Below are 18,414 nucleotides of genomic sequence, written 5' to 3' on the forward strand. Positions count from 1 at the left end.
AAAATCCTTTATCTTCTTATTCTTCTGCTGTTTTTTCTTCAAAAATAGCGTTGTTTGAGGGCATAAAATGATTTCACGAGGTGCACTTTGTGCTATTTCTTTGTGAAAAGAATATTGAAAATGATTATCTGAAAAATTTTTAGGATTGTTCTATGTCGGATCTATCTCCATCTATTCACTTGTCCAATGAACAGAAATTTTCCTCTGAAGAATATAAGAGAGATCCTAAGAATCCTTTTTTAGAATTGGCGATAGAGGATAAGCTTGTCCGTCAGCTTGTCGAGCAGCAAGGTTATGTTTACTGCTCTGACATCAGCACAGACGAACAGATAAAAGCGAATTTTCGAAAAAAATTTGAAGATTTAAATAACGTTCATCTTTCAGATCATGAATTCAGAGCGCTTTTAGATCAGATTATAAATGCCGATGTTTTTGTCGCAGCGAAAAATTTACGTTCAAAACATACGCTTATCCGAGAGGATGGCACGCCCTTAATTTATAGTCTTGTTAATTTAAAATCTTGGTGTGAAAATCATTTTGAACTGATTAGACAGCCTCGTTTTCTTCATCCTGATTCAGAAGGAAGCCTTAAAAAATCTCAGCGACATGATGTTATTTTACTTTTAAACGGTTTGCCTGTTGTTCAGATTGAACTCAAACGTCCTGGATTAAGTCCGCGTCGGGCGCTGGAACAGATTGCGAATTATAAGAAAGCGCAAGGCAATCCTTATACAAATACACTTTTGTGCTTCATACAGATTTTTGTGGCGGCCAGTGAAAGTGAAGTTTTTTATTTCGCAAATAATAATTTGAAGTTTTTGCAATTTGGCGCCAAAGAGCAATATTTGCCTATTTACCAGTGGGCTGATGAAAAAAACAAAAAAATAACCAGTCTAAAAGATTTTGCAAACAGTTTTCTTGAAAAATGTCCATTAGCCCAGATGATTGCCCGTTATATGGTGCTGATGGAAACAGAAAAGAAAATTCTGATGATGCGCCCGTATCAGATTTATGCGGTGCGGGAAATTGTTAAAATAATCCAAGAAAATAATGGCAATGGTTATATTTGGCATACGACAGGAAGCGGAAAGACGCTAACCTCTTTTAAAGCGTCAACGCTTTTAAAAGAAATGGATGATTCAAAAGTTAAAAAAGTTCTTTTTGTGGTGGACCGTAAGGATTTAGATAGCCAGACAAGGGACGAATTTAACAAATTTCAGGCAGGCTGCGTTGAGGAAAATAGTAATACAAGGGTTCTTATCGAGAGACTCTTGTCAGATAGTTATGCCGATAAAGTAATTGTCACAACCATTCAAAAACTCGGTGGTGCGTTGACAGCAAAAGGCGAGGGGAAAAGGCAAAATTATCAAGAAGAGCTCCAAATTTTAAAAAATGAGAAAATGGTCTTTATTTTTGATGAATGTCATCGTTCCCAATTTGGGATTTACCATAAGGCGATTAAAGATTTTTTTCCCAATTCGCAGCTTTTTGGGTTTACAGGAACGCCAATTTTTGAGGCCAATGCGACCAATAAGCGGCTTGAACAGGGCGATGCCGAAGATACTTCAGATTATGTATATTTGAAAACTACAGATGATATTTTTCATAAATGTCTGCACTCTTATCTCATTGCCGATGCGATTGATGATAAAAATGTTCTGCCGTTTCATATTCATTATTATGGGGCGCAAGATGAGAATGAAGAGGAAGTATCGCCTTCTCCAGAAGTCATTGCTAAGGCAATTTTGGGAGAGCTGCATGACAGGGCAACGGCGAGCAGGCGTTTTAATGCGGTGTTTGCGACTTCTTCAATTGACGACGCGATTGCTTATTTTGATCTTTTTGAAAGGCTTCAACAGGAAAAGCTGGCAGAGGATCCTGACTATAAACCTCTAAAAATCGCAGCGGTTTTTTCAACGCCGCCAGGGGTGAGCAAGGATTCAGATCAGATTCAGGAAGATTTAGAGACGGAAAAAGAAGAATATAAATTAGCGAAAACAGATGAAGAAAAGGCGAAAATCCAAGGAAAAACGGAAGGGCTAAAAAGAATTATCGCCCATTATAATAAGCTGTTTGGCACTGCAGAGCGGATAGAAGAATTTGGGAGCTATTACGCAGATGTGCAGCGGCGGATTAAACAACATGGATCGGAAGACCCAACGTTAAAGGATCAGAAACTTGATCTTGTGATTGTTGTGGATATGCTTTTGACAGGGTTTGATTCAAAATATCTTAATACGCTTTATGTGGATAAAAATTTAAAATATCACGGGCTTATTCAGGCCTTTTCTAGAACAAACCGGACACTGAACGATTCAAAACCCCGCGGTAATATTTTAGATTTCCGTAACCAGAAAAAAAACGTTCAAGAGGCTGTTGAGCTTTTCTCAGCAGCTGACGGCGAAATGGCAGATAAGCAGGTTTGGTTTGTACTCAAGGCAGATAAAAAGATTGAGCGTCTAAAAGAGCAAATGGACACCCTCCGCGAGTTTATGCAGGATCAGGGATTGGAACTGACGCCGTCAGAGGTGTCCAACCTTCATGGGAATGAGGCGCGAGCTGAATTTGTGCGCCAGTACGGTGAGATTAAACAGACACAGAAAGATCTTGAACAATATACCGATTTAACGCCGGAGCAAAAAAAGACCATAGAGGATATTTTACCTAAAGAAGACATTCTAGGCTTTGACCAGAAATATCAAGAAATAGGTCTCAAGCTTGTGGAAGAGAGAGAGGGCGAGGCAGAGGAATTCGATGAGGAAGAAGATTCTCCAGAGGAGGAAGGAGAAGAGGATCAAGATTCGATTGAAAATCTGGAATTGAAACTCGTTCTTTTTAGCTCAGAGCTGGTTGATTATGACTGGATTATGGCAAGGGTCGCCGAATGTATGTCTTCCGATACGGTACCGCAATGGGCAAATAAGAGAATCCGCCAGCTAATTCGTGCTGATTCTAAATTTTCAGGTGTTGAAAAAGACTTGCTGGAAACATGGATGGATACGATTCAGCCAGGGCGATACACAAAAGAAGATATGTATTCTTCATGGGAAAATTTTCGCTCAGAGGCACAAAAAGGGGCTTTTGAGGTGGTTGCCCGTAAATTTGATGTTGCTCCAGAGAAATTGGAAATTGTCGTTAATTGGATCAAACGCAATCAACGTTTGAATTCTGAGATGCTTGAGGATTTGATTGATGATCCCGAACTTTCTTTTATGGAGCGTTCTCAAAAAAGGGAGGCTTTTGGAAAAGCCGTTGCAACAGAGCTCCGTAAACTTGAAGCAGAAATAGGTAAAATTAGGGATATTCATACATATGACGCCGAATAAACAAGCGATGCGTCATATCCCTCGCCTGCGCTTCTTTGAATTTCGGGATGCCCCTGCATGGGAAGGAAAGAAATTGGGGAAGGTTGCTTCACTCGTTGCGGATAAAATCTCAAGTAAACAACTTCCAAAAGGTCGCTATCTTTCAACAGATAGCATTTTGCCGAATTTTTCAGGTGTTTTGTTTGGCCATTCGTCCTTACCAGAGGGGAATGTAACCTATTTTTTAGAAGGTGATATTCTTCTTTCAAATATTAGAATTTATTTAGAAAAAGCATGGTTAGCAGATGGTTTGGGAGGCTGTTCAAATGACTGTCTCGTATTCAGAGCAGGGAGCTGCATAAACCCTTACTTTTTATATCATATACAGACAAGTAAAGCTTTTATAGATTATGCCGTTAAAACTTCGAAGGGTGTTAAAATGCCCCGTGGCGATAAGGGGTCATTATTAGACTATCTTCTCTATCTCCCCTCTATTTCAGAACAAAAGAAGATAGCGGATTGTTTATCTAGTTTAGATGACTTGATTGTGGCGACGTCCGATAAAGTAGAAAAGCTTAAAGAATATAAAAAAGGGCTCATGCAAAAGCTCTTTCCGAAAGAAGGAGAGACAACGCCACGCCTGCGCTTTCCTGACTTTCGAGATGCCCCTGCATGGGAAGGGAAGAAGTTGGGGGAGATTGCGCATATTGTTATGGGAAGCTCTCCTGCATCTACTTTCTATAATGATGAAAAAGATGGCCTTCCTTTATTGCAGGGTAATGCAGATATTAGAAATCGTGTTTCATGTCCCCGAATATTCACGTCTTCTATTACGCAAGAATGTAAAGATGGAGATATTCTTTTAAGTGTTAGAGCGCCTGTAGGCATGATTGCACGCTCACATCACCATGCTTGTATAGGGCGAGGCTTAAGTGTTTTAAGAACTTACAGAATAAATAATCAAGATTTTCTTTATCAATATTTAATTCAGCTTGAATCAAAATGGAGTAGATTGTCCCAAGGGAGTACTTTTGAGGCTGTTAATAGTGCAGATATTAAAAGTCTTTGTCTTTTTATCCCTGGTTTTCTAGAACAAAAGAAGATAGCGGCGTGTTTATCCAGTTTAGATAATTTGATTGCGGCGACAGCAGAAAAGGCCGAACAGCTTAAGAAATATAAAAAAGCCCTCATGCAGAAATTATTTCCTGCCTAATTTAACAGGCGATTTTAAGGGGAATGGAAGACGGATTACCGCTCTTTAAGTTGATTTATTAAAGCTGATTTAGGGTTGGGGAAGGGCGTCTATTCGGAGAGATTTGTTATGAAAATGGATGATAAATAAATGTATCATTCTGCTATAATGGCTTTTTCAGAAAAAAAGCTTAATACAAATGGGAAAGATGTTTCAGAGGATTAAGAGATGACAGATAATGATAAGGAACAGTTAGGAAAAACCCTTTGGAATATTGCCAATAGCTTAAGAGGAGGCATGAATGCAGACGATTTTCGTGATTATATGCTGTCTTTTCTGTTTCTTCGCTATCTATCGCACACTTATGAGGATTCCGCCAAAGAACTCCTTGGTAGGGAATTACTACCTTATGTTGAGAAATATAATGGGGCAGGGTTAGCTACCTGGGCAGAAGAAAATCCTAAAGAGCTTCAGGCATTGGAAAGAGAACTCCGCCGTAAGCTGCATTATGTTATTCCGCCTAAATATCTTTGGAATCATTTGGCTGAGCTTGCCCGCACGCAAAGCGATGATCTTTTAGAGATGCTGCAAGATGCCTTTAAACATATTGAAGGGAAATCTTTTCAGGATGATGTGGGAGAGGAGGCCTTTAAAGGCTTATTCTCTGAGATTAATCTAACATCTGAAAAATTAGGAAAAGGGTACGGGGAGCAAAATAAAAAGCTTTGTGAAATTATTACAGAAATTGAATCAGGGATTGGACGTTTTTCGACAAAACGTGATTCTTTGGGGGATGCCTATGAGTATCTCATTGGGCAGTTCGCCGCCGGGGGTGGTAAAAAAGCGGGGGAGTTTTATACGCCGCAAACCGTCTCGGATATTCTTTCACAAATCGTTACTTTAGACAGTCAAAATCCTTCTCTTGAAAATCAGCGTCAAAATCTTAAAAATGTTCTGGATTTTACCTGTGGATCAGGATCTTTGCTTTTAAATATTCACCGTCGAATGAAAGAGAGCGGACGTGAGGTTGGTATTCTTTGTGGTCAAGAAAAGAATATTACGACCTATAACCTTGCGCGGATGAATATGCTGCTGCATGGGGTGCGGCCAAGAGATTTTGAAATTTTTCATGGGGATACGCTTCTGAATCAATGGGAAAAATTTCAAATAAGTTACGGGACTGAAAAACCGTCTTTTGAAGCTGTTGTTGCCAATCCGCCTTTTTCCTTAAAATGGAAACCTGATGAAAAATTAGGAGAAGATTTCCGTTTTAAAAATTATGGTCTTGCGCCAAAATCGGCGGCTGATTTCGCCTTTTTACTGCATGGATTTAATTTCTTATCTGATAAAAAAGGAACGATGGCGATTATCCTTCCGCATGGTGTGTTGTTCAGAGGGGGCGCAGAAGGACGTATCCGTCAAAAACTTTTAGAAGATCATTCCATTGACACTGTCATTGGTTTGCCTGCGAATCTCTTCTTTTCCACAGGGATTCCTGTTTGTATTTTGGTTCTTAAAAAATGCTGCCCTCAGAAAGATGTTCTTTTTATCAATGCCTCAGGCGAGGGTAATTTTAAAAAGGTTAAAAACCAGAATATTTTAGAGCCTGAACATGTTAGAAAAATCGTTCAGACCTATGCGCACCGCACGGAAGAGGAATATTATTCCCGCCGTGTAACCTTAGAGGAAATTGAGGCGAATGATTTCAACCTCAATATTTCACGATACGTTTCAATTACACCGCCAGAGCCAGAGATTCCGCTAGAAGAGGTTACAAAAGAAATTATTGCTTTAGACAGTAAAATTCAGGCCAGCAGTGAAAAATTTAATTCCTTTTTAAAGGAATTAAAGCTGGAAGTTTTATAGGCGTTAGGTTAGAATTTTTCTTTAAGCTTCACATCAAAAGCATCAGCTTCTACGCTTAAGCTTCTTAATGTGAGCAGGAGGTTCGAATGGCTGCGTTTTTAAAGAGTGCCAAAGACTGCGTTAAACTCAATGACGGACAGGCGATGCCTTGGATTGGTCTTGGGGTGTGGGAAGTTACCAATGACGAGGCGGATAAAATTGTCCGAACGGCAATTAAGGTTGGGTATCAGGCCGTGGATACCGCTTCTTTTTACAAAAATGAGGTGGGTGTTGGAAAAGCCTTAAAAGATAATCCCGATATTTTTGTGACGACAAAAGTTTGGAATGATGATCAAGGCTATGACAAAACGCTGAAAGCTTTTGAGAAAAGTGCCCATAATTTACAGCGTGAGGTGATTGATCTTTATCTCATTCACTGGGCAATGCCACAGCAAAATCAATATGTGGAGACGTGGAAGGCGCTCATTGAATTACAAAAACAAGGACGAGTGAAATCCATTGGGGTTTCTAATTTTGAAAAAGACCATTTAGAGAGAATTATCGGAGAAACAGGGGTTGTTCCTGCTGTTAATCAAATTGAGCTTCATCCGCTTTTTCAGCAGGAAGCGTTGCGTGCTTTCCATAAAAAACACGGTATTCAGACGGAGGCTTGGCGTCCTTTAGGGAAGGGGCGTGTTCTGGATAATCCTGTGATTGGTAAAATTGCCAAGGCGCATGGAAAATCTCCAGCCCAAATTATCTTGCGCTGGCATTTGCAAAATCAGGTTGTTGTCATTCCGAAATCGGTTCATGAGGAACGTATGGTTCAGAATAGAGAATTATTTGATTTTTCCTTAACCCCAGAAAATATGGAAACAATGAAAAGCCTCAATGATCCTAAGGGGCGTATGTGCACTGATCCTGCAAATCCTATTTTTAAATAGTTTCTTTCCTAGAAGGGTTTCCGCTGGAAAAGATGTTGAATTTGATGTCTATTTTTCTGGCGGAAACCCCCTATCGGGGCGTTGAGGGGGATTTTCTTATCTATTTTTGTTTTTTTAGATTTATTTTTGATTTGGAAAAAGCTAGATTTCTTAAAGTAGGGATTTAGTATTTTTTACTCATATTGTAGCGATCAAGCCTGTTTTACGGTTTGAAGCTAAGCGGTGAGTTGTAAAACACAACCAGATCCATTGAGCAACCATACCTGTAAAATGGATGGAAGTTGAATGATGAACTGCCGTGTTGTCCCTTCTTTCTTTCGTTGCAGAAACTCGCCTATCAGGTGGGTACTTATTTTTTCGATGCTTTTTTTGCAAGCTTTTGCGCCCTTTGCGAGAGCGGATTCTGAAAGACTTCCAAATCCCGTTATTTATGAGGATGGCGATCAAGAAATCAATGTAAAACTGCATCAGAATGCTTCTAACCTTTCGGCCGCTTTGAATGGCAGGGGGAGGCGGCAATCTTCGGCCTCTCCTGTTTTGTGGATGCGGCAGCATTCGCCTTCCTTTAATCCTTTTCACGTTGAAAATGAGGATAGTGACAATGTTGTGCAGAAAGAGACAAAGGCTTTTGGGTCAATGCCTTTGCCAATCGCAGGGGGGGAGTTTTCGCCCTATTTAGGGGCGGGCTCGACCTATGTTCCTCAGCCAGCGACTTGGCTTCCAAGAAGTTTTCCAGAATGGCTGGATCAGCCAAATGTGACAGGGGATTGGGGTGGCTGGCGTTCATGGCTTAAAAATTGGGGGGTGAATATCGGTGGCCGTTGGCTGATGGAGTGGAACGGAAATGTTGGTGGAGGGCGGACACATGCAGGCCGTTATGCAGATGATGAGGCTATTTTTGTTGATTTTGATACCCAAAAATTATTTGGGGTGCATCTTGGGACAATTCATTTTTTGATGACTCTGCGTCAGGGATCGAATGCGGCAATGATGGCGGCCGTTCCAGCTTTAAACTCTGTGATGGAAATTTCTGGGGGTGGTACAGGAACACCAGGTTATGATTTTACCCGTTTAACAAAACTTTCATGGGAAATGCTTTGGAATAAATATGTGCGTACCGAAATTGGCGAAATGAACGCTGAAACGGATTTTGAGCAATCTTCAAACTATTGGGGTGCTAACCTTTACTGCCAATTTGTCAATAACGGGATTTGCGGTGCGCCTCAATCAATTATGATGAACTCGGGCTATACATGGTATCCAGAGGCAACACCTGCGGCTTATATTAAAATTTATCCGACAGGAGACGATCATTGGCTGATTTCTGCCGGGGTTTATACAGAAAACCATAACCATTCTGCACCGCATAACTATTGGAATTTAGGGCTGGATGATGCGGTCGGCGCTTTCGTTCCTGTTCAGTTAGGATGGCACAAAGGGGGTATTTCAGATTATGAAGGCCCGTTGCAGGCCAATATCAAAATCGGCGCTTATTGGGATTCCCGTTGGGTAAAAGATGTTTATTCCCAGTTGCCGACCTTTGCTGGAAATGCGATGCCAGCCTCGGCTTTGGCCTACGCTGATCCAAAACAGTTGAGAAGTCCTTATGGCGCATGGATTCAGGCAGATGCGATGCTGGAACGTGACGGAAGAGACCCCAGAAGAGGTTTAAGCCTTTTTGGCAGTTTTACTTGGGGTGATCCGAGGGATTCTGTTGCCCCGTATTTTGTAACATTGGGTTTGACCCGAAAGGGGACGTTTCCCAACAGGCCGAATGATACGTTTAGTATTGGCGGTAAAATGCTCTGGGTAAATGATCAGTTAACGCAATGGGTCAAGGATTTGCCTCAAAGTGTCTGCGATACGCATGAATATGGATATGGCGGAGGCTGTTATGCGCCCCATATGGAAAGTGCGCTGGAGCTAAATTATGGCTGGAGGCCAGCTACTTGGCTTTTGGTTCGTCCAGATTTACAGTTCGTTTTCAGTCCAGGTGGAACAAAACGCTACGCAACGGCAACCGTTGTTGGATTAGAATCCGCCGTAACGTTTTAAGTTAAAACAATTGTGTGAGAGGTTGCATTTGCAATTTCTTTTCGACACTCTTAGGCACATAATCTTTATTGTTGTGCAGTGGGACGTTGTTTATGGGTGGTGATGCTGGGTTTGGACAGCGTGTGACGCAGTGGCGTAAAAAAAGTGGCCTTTCCCGTGTGGATGTTGCAAAGGCGCTGGATATTGAAAAATCCTATTTGCAGGCCGTTGAAGAAGGGCGGATTTTCCCGACCCGTCTGGCACAGCTTGGATTTGAGAAATTTTTTGAATTGCGCCGTAAAAACCAGCCACTCCAGCGTGGGATTTTTGCGCAGAAAAAAATTTATAATAAAGGCTTTAAGTAAGGTGTCTTTTTCAAGATAAAAATTGACACTTTCTTATAATTAAAAATAAACTTCCTTTCGATGGAGAATGCTGTCTTTCTTTTGACAGGATCGTAGGGAAGGGTAGAAAATTATGTCTCATTTGCTGGATCATGTTTTTGGCGATTTAGATAGCTATTTTACCCTATCAAAAATGAGCATGTCTTTTTATCTCTCGATGCTTTGGGAGATTCTGACAGGATTTGCGGTTGTGATTGCGTATTTGCGCTTTACAGGCCGAACACAGTTTTCTCAAATGAATGCGATTGATCTCATTGGCAATTTTATTATTGGCGGTGTGATTGGCTGTGCGCTTTTTTCGCCAAGCATTACGTTTATGACCTATCTGGTGGCGCTGGTGTTAAGTGTGATGGTTTTAGGCGTTTTGAATTATCTTTACCTTCATGTTGATTTTTTCCATCGTGTAACAGTGGGCAATCCTATTCCTGTGATTCGGGACGGAAAATTTTTGATGAAGCCAATTTTGTCGGCAGCGACAAAGGTCGATGTGTTAAATGTGACTTCACAGCTCAATTTGCAGGGCATTTTCTGTTTCAATGAGGTTGCCTATGCGCAGTTAGAGCCAAACGGTGCTTTGACCGTGACAAAAAACCGTCAGGAAATCCCAGCAGTAACGATTATTTACGAAGGCACAATCCGTAAAGATGCGCTGGAAGCTGTTGAAAAAACGTCAGAGGATTTGCTAGCAGATTTCAAAAAATATGGGATTGAAAGTGAAAAAGAGATTTTCCTAGCCGAATATGCCCATAATGGTTTTCGCTATATTTGCCTAGATGGGCATGTTTTCCCGAAAGCCGCCAATCCTGAAATGGTTGGGGGAAGGCATCTTTTAGCAGAGGTGAAGGCAGAGGAAAAAGATTCCTTCTCCTCAGCTGGCCTTTAAGGATGGATAGATTTGCAGTCATGGTCTTGGAGTTCTTCTGCAGATCCCCAGTCTAAATGCAGAAGATCGGTTTCGCCTGTCAGGAGATAGAATTTCCCTTCAGGCGCTTGCGTAACGATTAATGTTTTTTTTGCCATTCTTTCCGAATTTAAATGCTCTTTGCCACTCAAGAGGCGGAAGGGCGAGGGATCAAGCGTTGCAGCGAGTATAATTTTATAGGGGTTGCCGAGAAGGCTGATTTCTTCTGGCAAGTTCTTGGGATTTAGCGCATGGATTTTATCCGCAACGTCTTTTTTAAGGCAGCTCATATGGATATGGAGCTGGTTTTGAGAACGCCCAAAGCGTGAATTGATGGAGAGGGAGAGAAGTTCATCGGGGATTTTCTGGTGCATGAGCTGAGAGACAATCCCCCGATTTTCCCATGCAATTTTGAAATAATTAGGGGTTTCTTTTTGATTAAGCGCTGGGCTTTCAACGCCATAGAGGCGCTTTGTCGGTAAAAGAAGCACTTGCGCTTTGCCATACATATCTTTGAACAGCACATAACCTTCTTTTCCATTATAGGTGAGGCAGGGTTTATGATTGGGATGTTTGACACAGCGCTGAGAAATAAGATGCCAAAGAATGCTGGCATGGTGCGTTTGGTGTGGCAGATAGAAATAAAAATAAGCCAAGACACAGAGAAAAAAGGCGAGAACCACCGAGAGAATGGCGATAAAAGCTTTGCGACAGCGGAAAAGAGGCTTTTTTTTGTGAATCATATGCGGAGTGGGTTTAAAAAGGCGCATTTTCCACTTTTTTTTGATGAAAAGAAAGGCGCTTGGAAACATTTTGTTTTACAAGTTGGCAGTATGGGATAAGGATAGAGAACTTTTCCCATTTTAGAACGAAAACAGGGACAAGGCTTTACGTTAAAATTAAGGATTCATGAAAGATGAAAAAGACACTTTTAATTGCAGGGCTTTTGGCAATGGCCCCTGTTGTTTCTCACGCTGAAGAAATGGATATGTCCACCTCTGAGCAGGCCGTTAAGGTCTCTGATACCGTTGCGTGGATTTCTAAAAAAATGACTGAGGCAGATATTGCCCAGCAGGAAGAACAGCAAATCGGCGCTTGCGCTTTGGTGATGGATGTTCACAGCGCGCAGGGCCAGTCTGGCGCACAGCCATTGGTAATTCAGGCACAGCATGGCCAGTACCGCATTGTCAGTGCGGATTCCGTTTGGAAATTGACACAGAATGAAGATGTGACAGCCAATATTCAGCTCGGAAATTATAAGGCACAGTGGAATATGACACCGCTTGCCCCTGTCGCCATGGCAACACCCATTGCGCAAAAAGATTTGACGGCGCTTTTAGCAGCCCTCAACCAGAATCAAAATGGGCAGATTACCTATAACTTCACAGCGCCACAGGCCAGCACCTTCCAAAATCAGGCAGCCGCTGCGCCAGCACCAAACCAAGCGCCACAGATTCTCCAGCTTCAGACCAATGGCATTGGTAAATTGATTAGCTCCTTCCAATCCTGCATTAATTCCTAATTTTTGCCGTTTTGTGTGACTAGAAATCCTCGTTCCTAGGCTTTTAGGGGCGGGGATTTCTTTTTGGGCAAAGAGTCCATTGATTTTTTCTCTTTCTTTGCTAATTCTTAGTTCAGAGAAATCATAAAGATTCAGGAACTTTCTACTATGTTGCACCCAGTCCATATTTCTATGGATGTATTTTTGGCATGCGCCTTCTTTTCGGAGAAGGGCATGGGTGCTTGGCGTTGGCGTTCGTAAAATTTTAGTTGTGTGGCCTTTTGCGTTTGTTTTTAGAGGTCGCAAGGAATTTTATTCTGATCGCCAAAGGGTTGCTTGAAAGAAAATGGCACGGCGTTTCAGAAAATGGGCGTCAGGTTTTCTTTTAAATGTTTTCTTATAAACCGCTTTTTCTTTTGGCTGTTTTTCTCGGGTGCTGTTTCAGTATTTCTGTTGCGGACGAAGCTTTCGCCGAGGAATTTGATTCTCAAAAAAGCCCAACTTATCAGCGCTTTTTTGTTGAAAATCCACAAAAACATTCTAAAAAATCCCGTGCAGGCGCACTGAGATCCGCTCCAGAGCATTTTGGTGTTTCGGGGCATCGCCGCCGTCCGCCTGTTGATCCCGAAGATCCCCATAATGCAGAGGCTGTGATTGGGCGAAATACATTGGGGGAGTTTATTGCAGGGACGAATGCGCAGGCAGCCTTGGCCTATTCAACCCCAGGGGCAAGCTTTTCGGCCTCTGACCCAATGGGAACGAATGCGAAAACCAGCACATTTTACCTCCGAGGATTTGATATTGGACAGCTCGGGGTCACGATGGACGGGATTCCAATGGGGGATCAGTCTTATGGCACGGTCATTGGCGCAAATGTCAGTCAATTACTGATTCAGGAAAATATTTACTCTCTTTCCGCCAGTCAGGGGGCTGGGGGGGTGGATGTGCCTGCGGCAACGACGTTAGGCGGAACGCTGACCTATACGACGTTAGATCCTTCTGAGAAATTTGGGGTGGATATTGGGCAGGAATTTGGGAGTTTTAACAGTTACCGTACGTTTGGGCGCTTAAATTCAGGGCGTTTAAACCGAACAGGGACGAAATTTATGGCCTCCTTTTTGCGCAATCAGAGTGATATGTGGACAGGAGGCGGCTTTCAGCGTGAGGAAGCCATGAATTTCAAGCTCGTTCAGCCGATTTCCAATTTTGGGAAAATAACCTTAACGTCTGACTGGTCAGATTCTCCTCAGTATAATTTACCCGGAAATACTTCGCATATGCTTGGTTCTTTGGGGTATGGGGATCATAATGCCTATCCTGATTATAATCAGGCACAAAAATGGGCAGATTCTTGTAAAACAGGCACAGGACTGCGTCCAGGTGTAACCCAGCAGGATGTCTGCAATCTAGCCTATCAAAATTCCCAGTTGGAACGCCTTTATGTGGAAGGGTTGAAGGCTGAGTTTCAAATCAGTCCTGCGATTAAATCAACCTCTTTGGTCTATGGGCAGGTAACAGATACATGGAATGGCGGTACAAATTTTCATTTTCAAACGCCAAATTCAGGTGACAGATTAGGTGCGAATATGGCGGATTTGGACGATCATTTCCAAGGCCGGCGTGTGGGGGTGACACAAAATTTTGATGTTCAGCTCGGCCATCGAAATCATTTGAAAACGGGGATTTGGTATGAAAATAACCGCTATCATGATCCGTCTTTTTTAGGGCCTTATTGGCAGAATGATCCCATCAATAATGTGTTTAATTTACATAATTCAGATGAAACCTTGGCGATGAATACACAGTTCACGACCAATACATTTCAGTTTTATGTGGAGGATGCGTTTCAAATGGCACGCAATATGACCTTTACCTACGGGTTTAAATCATTGGTTCAGTCCACGAATGGGGGAATGACTGAGCGTGGTGATCAGAATGGTCCAGATGGGCTAGGAGCGTGGGGAATCGGTCCAAATGAGCTACGTCCTGCTTATGGCCGCTTGACCAGCTCAAATGCCTTTTTGCCTCATTTTAACTATGACTGGAAGTTTCTGCCGAAACATGAATTTTATTTTGATGTGGCAGAAAATATGCGTCCTGTTGATCCTGGAAATACCGCATGGAGCTACGGATTGGGAAATGATAGTGATCCAAACAGCGGACAGGCTGCTTTTAATGAAGAGAAAAAAATGTACCGTCCAGAACGGAGCTGGAATTATGTTGTCGGCTACCGTTACAAAGGAGAATCCATTGATTTCGGGATTGATTATTATCATACGGACTATATTGGCCGTTTGGGGCAGGGGACAACAGGGTCTTCGACAACGGTTGGTGCTCCACAATTTTTATTAAATCTTGGAAATGAGAAAATGGACGGGATGGATTTGGTCGGCATTGCGCACTTGTCTCATGTGCTTGGATTGCCGGATTATATGGGTGCGCTCGATTTCACGAACAGCTTTAGCTATAATCATGCGGTTTATGAAACGAATAATCCACAACTCGCTTCCATTAACGGTCAGCAACAGGTTTATTATCCACGTTATATGTATAAAACCAATGTCCATTATGCCAATGGGCGTTTAGGGTTTGATCTGAATGTCAATTATAACAGTGCCCGAAATGTAACCTATTCAGGGGATGTTCGGATTCCAGGATATTGGACGTCGGAATTAACAGGCTCTTATATGCTGGGACGGCGTGGGCAAGAGAACCGCCTCAAGCTTGATTTTGGGATTACCAATCTTTTTAATCAGCACTATGTGGGCGGTATTCAAGGCGCAACCAATGTAAAAGGAACATCTGACTATGATAATGGCGGGAATAATAACCTCTATTGGGCTGCGCCGAGAGAGTTTTTTGGAACGGTTTCTGTTGTGTTCTAGGTGCAACAGAAAATGGTTTTAATGTGTCCTTAGGCTTTTAGGGCGCTTGTCAATTAAAAAATTGGGTGCTAGCGTCACGGAATGCGTATGAGACGCATTTAAAATAATAGCTAGGATCACATGTTATGACAAATATCGCCATCAACACTGTAACAACTGTCGTTTCCACAGTAGCTGCTATTATTACACGCAAATTATATGACTATCAAGGCGGCCTTAAACGCCAGCATGGTGGTAAACGACGCCATTTCCAGCGCCATTTTTCATCCCTTCTTTCAGTACATCATTGCTGAGCTTTATTGCGTTATTTTGGGGTAAGCCCTTAGCTTTCTTATAAATTGCACAGCGTGCCAAAAATGTTCTGAAACCACACAGGGATTTTAGTGTGTCATTTTTGCGTGGGCATTTTTAGAAAAAGTGAAGTTCCTACCGAAAGACAAAGTTTTCGTAAGGCTTTTTTGCAGTTTTGTCATATTGAGAGAGATATGGACAAGCAAGAAGCCTGCTTGCTGGAATTTAGAGTTAATATGTTAAGCGTCTTAAGATTTAGAAGAAAAAATAGATTATTATTATCTGCGGTTATGTTTTGTGGCATGGTTTCTGTCTCCCGTGAGGTTCAGGCACAGGATATTAGCACCTCAATTGAAACCCCCAGCACAGACCCTTTAAGCGCCCAGCCGATGACAAGTTTTTCGGGTGCGGCAACAGGGGAAACGGAAACGTCTGCTCCTGCGCCAGATAGTATGAATGCTGTAACCCCCCAGACGAACCCAGAAACAGAGGGGCAGGAGATGCAGCGTGAAAATGACGCTGTTCACACGGTTTCGGGCGAGGGGAATGATTTAACGCAGGGTACAAGCTATAAACATTATTTTGGGCCGGGCGCTTTGGCTTTGCCGGCAACAACGCCTGTTCTGGATGTAGATGACCCTCGGAATGGGCCGACCTATAAGAAATTTTTTGCCTCTGAAGACCGTTCGCCACGCCGTAAAAAACGGGTGAGGGCTGGGGGTCCAAGGATGAAACCTGAGCATTTCGGTGTTGCGGGACATCGCCGTCACCGTCAGCCGAATGTGGAGGAATCCACGAATGCGGAAACGGTGATTGGTCGGGATACGCTTGGGCACTTCATTGAGGGGACGAATGCTCTGCAGGCCTTGGCACTTTCCACGCCAGGGGCAAATTTCACCTCGACCGATGCGCAGGGGACTGATGCTGTTGAGAATACTTTCTACATGCGTGGATATGATGAGGATCAGCTTGGTGTTACCATGGATGGGATTCCGATGGGAGATCAGGGATTCGGTGGTGCAGACGGTGTTGATGTCAGCCAGATTTTGATTCAGGAAAATATTGGTTCTCTTGCGGCTTCGCAAGGGGCTGGCGGATTGGATACACCTTCTGATACAACGCTTGGGGGGACACTGACTTATACGACGTTAGATCCTTCGGATAAATTTGATGTTAAAATTAGTCAGCAATTTGGAAGTTTTGCGGGGTATCGTACCTTCGGACGTTTAGATTCAGGCGTTTTGAATCATACTGGCACGAAATTTACAGCATCATTTTTACGGAATGCGGATAATTTATGGACCAATGGCTACGATCAGCCTTGGGGGACGCAAGGCAGAGGGTTTCAACGGCAAGAGGCGATGAATTTTAAACTCGTTCAACCGATTTCTAATTTTGGGAAAATTAGTTTAACCTCTGATTGGTCTGATTCGCCTGAATATAATTATGCTACTTTAAATCCAGGGATGAAAAAGCATTTTGGCTATGGCATTTCCAATATGTATCCCAATTATCAAGCAGGTAATCAATGGGGGCAGGCCTGTAACTCTAAAAGTACTGCTGGATTAGGTTTACCTGCTAATAGCCCTATTACTACAAGCGATCTTTGTGGATTAAATTATGGTGAGTATCAGGTAGAGCGGAATTATTTGGAGGCGATAAAAGGGGATTTTCAAATTAGTCCATCCATTAAATCCAGCTCCGTTGTCTATGGGCAGGTGACAGATAACTGGCTGGGAGGGACGAATACAGGTTGGAAATCTCCTGCTTCCTTTGGTCCGTTGCCTTATGGTTCTGGGATGAATGATGGGGAGCAGCATTTAAAAGGGCGGCGTTTGGGCGTGACGCAGAATTTCCAGTTTCAGTTAGGTCACCGTAATACACTGAAAACAGGTGTTTGGTATGAAAATACCCGTTATCACGAGCCTTATTTGCTTTATGGGGAATATGGACCTTCGGGGCTTCCCAATGATTTTAATCTGACGAATTCAGAAGGCTTTCAGGCTTACGATCAGACGCTCACAAGCAATACGTTTCAGTTTTACGTGCAGGATGATCTTCAACTCGCAAAAAATATGAAATTTTCTTATGGCTTTAAATCCTTGGTAGAAAGCACAAATGGTGGTTTTACAGAGGGAGATCGTGCAAGCAACGCAGAGTTAGCTAATTGGGGTGTGCCTGCAAATACATGGCGTCCTGCTTATGGGCGGATTACTTCTTCCAATGCGTTTTTACCGCATTTTAACTATGATTGGAAATTTTTGCCAAAGCATGAATTTTATTTTGATGTGGCTGAAAATATGGCGCCGATTGATGATGAGGCTTGGTCAACTGGTTTAGGTAATCCAAAAGATTTGGGTAGTGGTCAGGTTGCCTTTGGTGACGAAAAACAAAAACTGAGGGGCGAACGAACTTGGAACTATGTTGTAGGCTACCGTTATTCAGGTAAGCCTTTTGGTTTTTCGATTGATTATTACCACACAGATTATATTGGGCGTCTTGGTTTAATTACAGATAACGGGGTTGGTACATCAGCTGAGACTGTTAGTGAACACTTAGCAAATTTGGGGAATGAAAAAATGGATGGGATGGATTTGATGGGGGTTGCGCATCTGTCTCACATGCTCGGTCTTCCAGATTATTTGGGGCAACTCGATTTCATGAACAGCTTTTCTTACAACCATGCCGTTTATGAAACGAATAACCCCACTCTGTCTTCCATTAATGGGCAACAGCAGGTTTATTATCCACGTTATATGTATAAAACCAATATTAATTATACGAATGGCCGTGTCGGCTTTGATCTGAATGTTAATTATAACAGTAAGACGAATATTACCTATTCAGGGGATGTAAAAAACCCTGCTTATTGGACATCTGAATTGACCGCTTTTGTGTTGCTTGGAAAGCGTGGTAAGGAAAATAATGCCAAGCTGACTTTTGGAGTGTCCAATCTCTTTAATCAGCATTATACTGTTACGGCTTATGGAAAAACTCCCTTAAATAGCGGTGGAAATACCGATACAATGTCCCAGAATCTTGTTTGGTCTGCGCCACAGGAATTTTTTGGCTCTTTGAGTGTTGGTTTCTAGAGATTGCGTCCAAAAAATCC

At 42.5% G+C, this 18,414-nt stretch carries 11 protein-coding genes; 10 read left to right on the forward strand and 1 reads right to left on the reverse strand.

Going from position 1 to position 18,414, the window contains the following annotated elements; translation table 11 throughout:
• The first annotated feature begins 152 nt into the window (after positions 1 to 152).
• The 7 genes from FAI40_05870 to FAI40_05900 all read left to right on the forward strand — a co-directional run bounded on the left by FAI40_05870 (position 153) and on the right by FAI40_05900 (position 10,607).
• The gene (locus FAI40_05870; GenBank protein ID QCE34915.1) at positions 153 to 3,326 is read left to right on the forward strand and encodes a type I restriction endonuclease subunit R; all 3,174 of its coding nucleotides are present in this window, start codon (positions 153 to 155) and stop codon (positions 3,324 to 3,326) included.
• Positions 3,313 to 4,518 carry a hypothetical protein gene (locus FAI40_05875; GenBank protein QCE34916.1) on the forward strand — a complete coding sequence of 402 codons (1,206 nt, stop codon included), beginning with the start codon at positions 3,313 to 3,315 and terminating at the stop codon, positions 4,516 to 4,518. The genes FAI40_05870 and FAI40_05875 overlap by 14 nt, the downstream gene beginning before the upstream one ends.
• A gap of 207 nt (positions 4,519 to 4,725) precedes the next feature.
• On the forward strand, positions 4,726 to 6,363 hold the full coding sequence (locus FAI40_05880; GenBank protein QCE34917.1) for a type I restriction-modification system subunit M: 1,638 nt from the start codon (positions 4,726 to 4,728) through the stop codon (positions 6,361 to 6,363).
• A gap of 86 nt (positions 6,364 to 6,449) precedes the next feature.
• Positions 6,450 to 7,286, forward strand: a complete 837-nt coding sequence (locus tag FAI40_05885; protein ID QCE34918.1) for an aldo/keto reductase — start codon at positions 6,450 to 6,452, stop codon at positions 7,284 to 7,286.
• Between the two features lie 285 nt (positions 7,287 to 7,571).
• Positions 7,572 to 9,341, forward strand: coding sequence for a carbohydrate porin (locus FAI40_05890; protein ID QCE34919.1), 1,770 nt, complete (start codon positions 7,572 to 7,574; stop codon positions 9,339 to 9,341).
• Between the two features lie 92 nt (positions 9,342 to 9,433).
• The gene (locus tag FAI40_05895; GenBank protein QCE34920.1) at positions 9,434 to 9,685 is read left to right on the forward strand and encodes a helix-turn-helix domain-containing protein; all 252 of its coding nucleotides are present in this window, start codon (positions 9,434 to 9,436) and stop codon (positions 9,683 to 9,685) included.
• 112 nt (positions 9,686 to 9,797) lie between these two features.
• Positions 9,798 to 10,607, forward strand: coding sequence for a DUF421 domain-containing protein (locus tag FAI40_05900; GenBank protein QCE34921.1), 810 nt, complete (start codon positions 9,798 to 9,800; stop codon positions 10,605 to 10,607).
• Here the strand turns inward: FAI40_05900 and FAI40_05905 are convergent.
• On the reverse strand, positions 10,604 to 11,437 hold the full coding sequence (locus tag FAI40_05905) for a CDP-diacylglycerol diphosphatase (protein QCE34922.1): 834 nt from the start codon (positions 11,435 to 11,437) through the stop codon (positions 10,604 to 10,606). The two genes, FAI40_05900 and FAI40_05905, sit on opposite strands and share 4 nt — an antisense overlap.
• A gap of 104 nt (positions 11,438 to 11,541) precedes the next feature.
• On the opposite strand from FAI40_05905, the gene FAI40_05910 reads away from it, so the two are divergent.
• From FAI40_05910 to FAI40_05920, 3 genes are all read left to right on the forward strand, one after another.
• Positions 11,542 to 12,147, forward strand: a complete 606-nt coding sequence (locus tag FAI40_05910) for a hypothetical protein (protein ID QCE34923.1) — start codon at positions 11,542 to 11,544, stop codon at positions 12,145 to 12,147.
• A 368-nt stretch (positions 12,148 to 12,515) separates the two neighbouring features.
• Positions 12,516 to 15,011 carry a TonB-dependent receptor gene (locus FAI40_05915; protein QCE34924.1) on the forward strand — a complete coding sequence of 832 codons (2,496 nt, stop codon included), beginning with the start codon at positions 12,516 to 12,518 and terminating at the stop codon, positions 15,009 to 15,011.
• Between the two features lie 458 nt (positions 15,012 to 15,469).
• Positions 15,470 to 18,394, forward strand: coding sequence for a TonB-dependent receptor (locus FAI40_05920; protein QCE34925.1), 2,925 nt, complete (start codon positions 15,470 to 15,472; stop codon positions 18,392 to 18,394).
• The last annotated feature ends 20 nt before the right edge of the window (positions 18,395 to 18,414 follow it).

This window comes from Acetobacteraceae bacterium, assembly GCA_004843345.1.
Lineage (GTDB): Bacteria > Pseudomonadota > Alphaproteobacteria > Acetobacterales > Acetobacteraceae.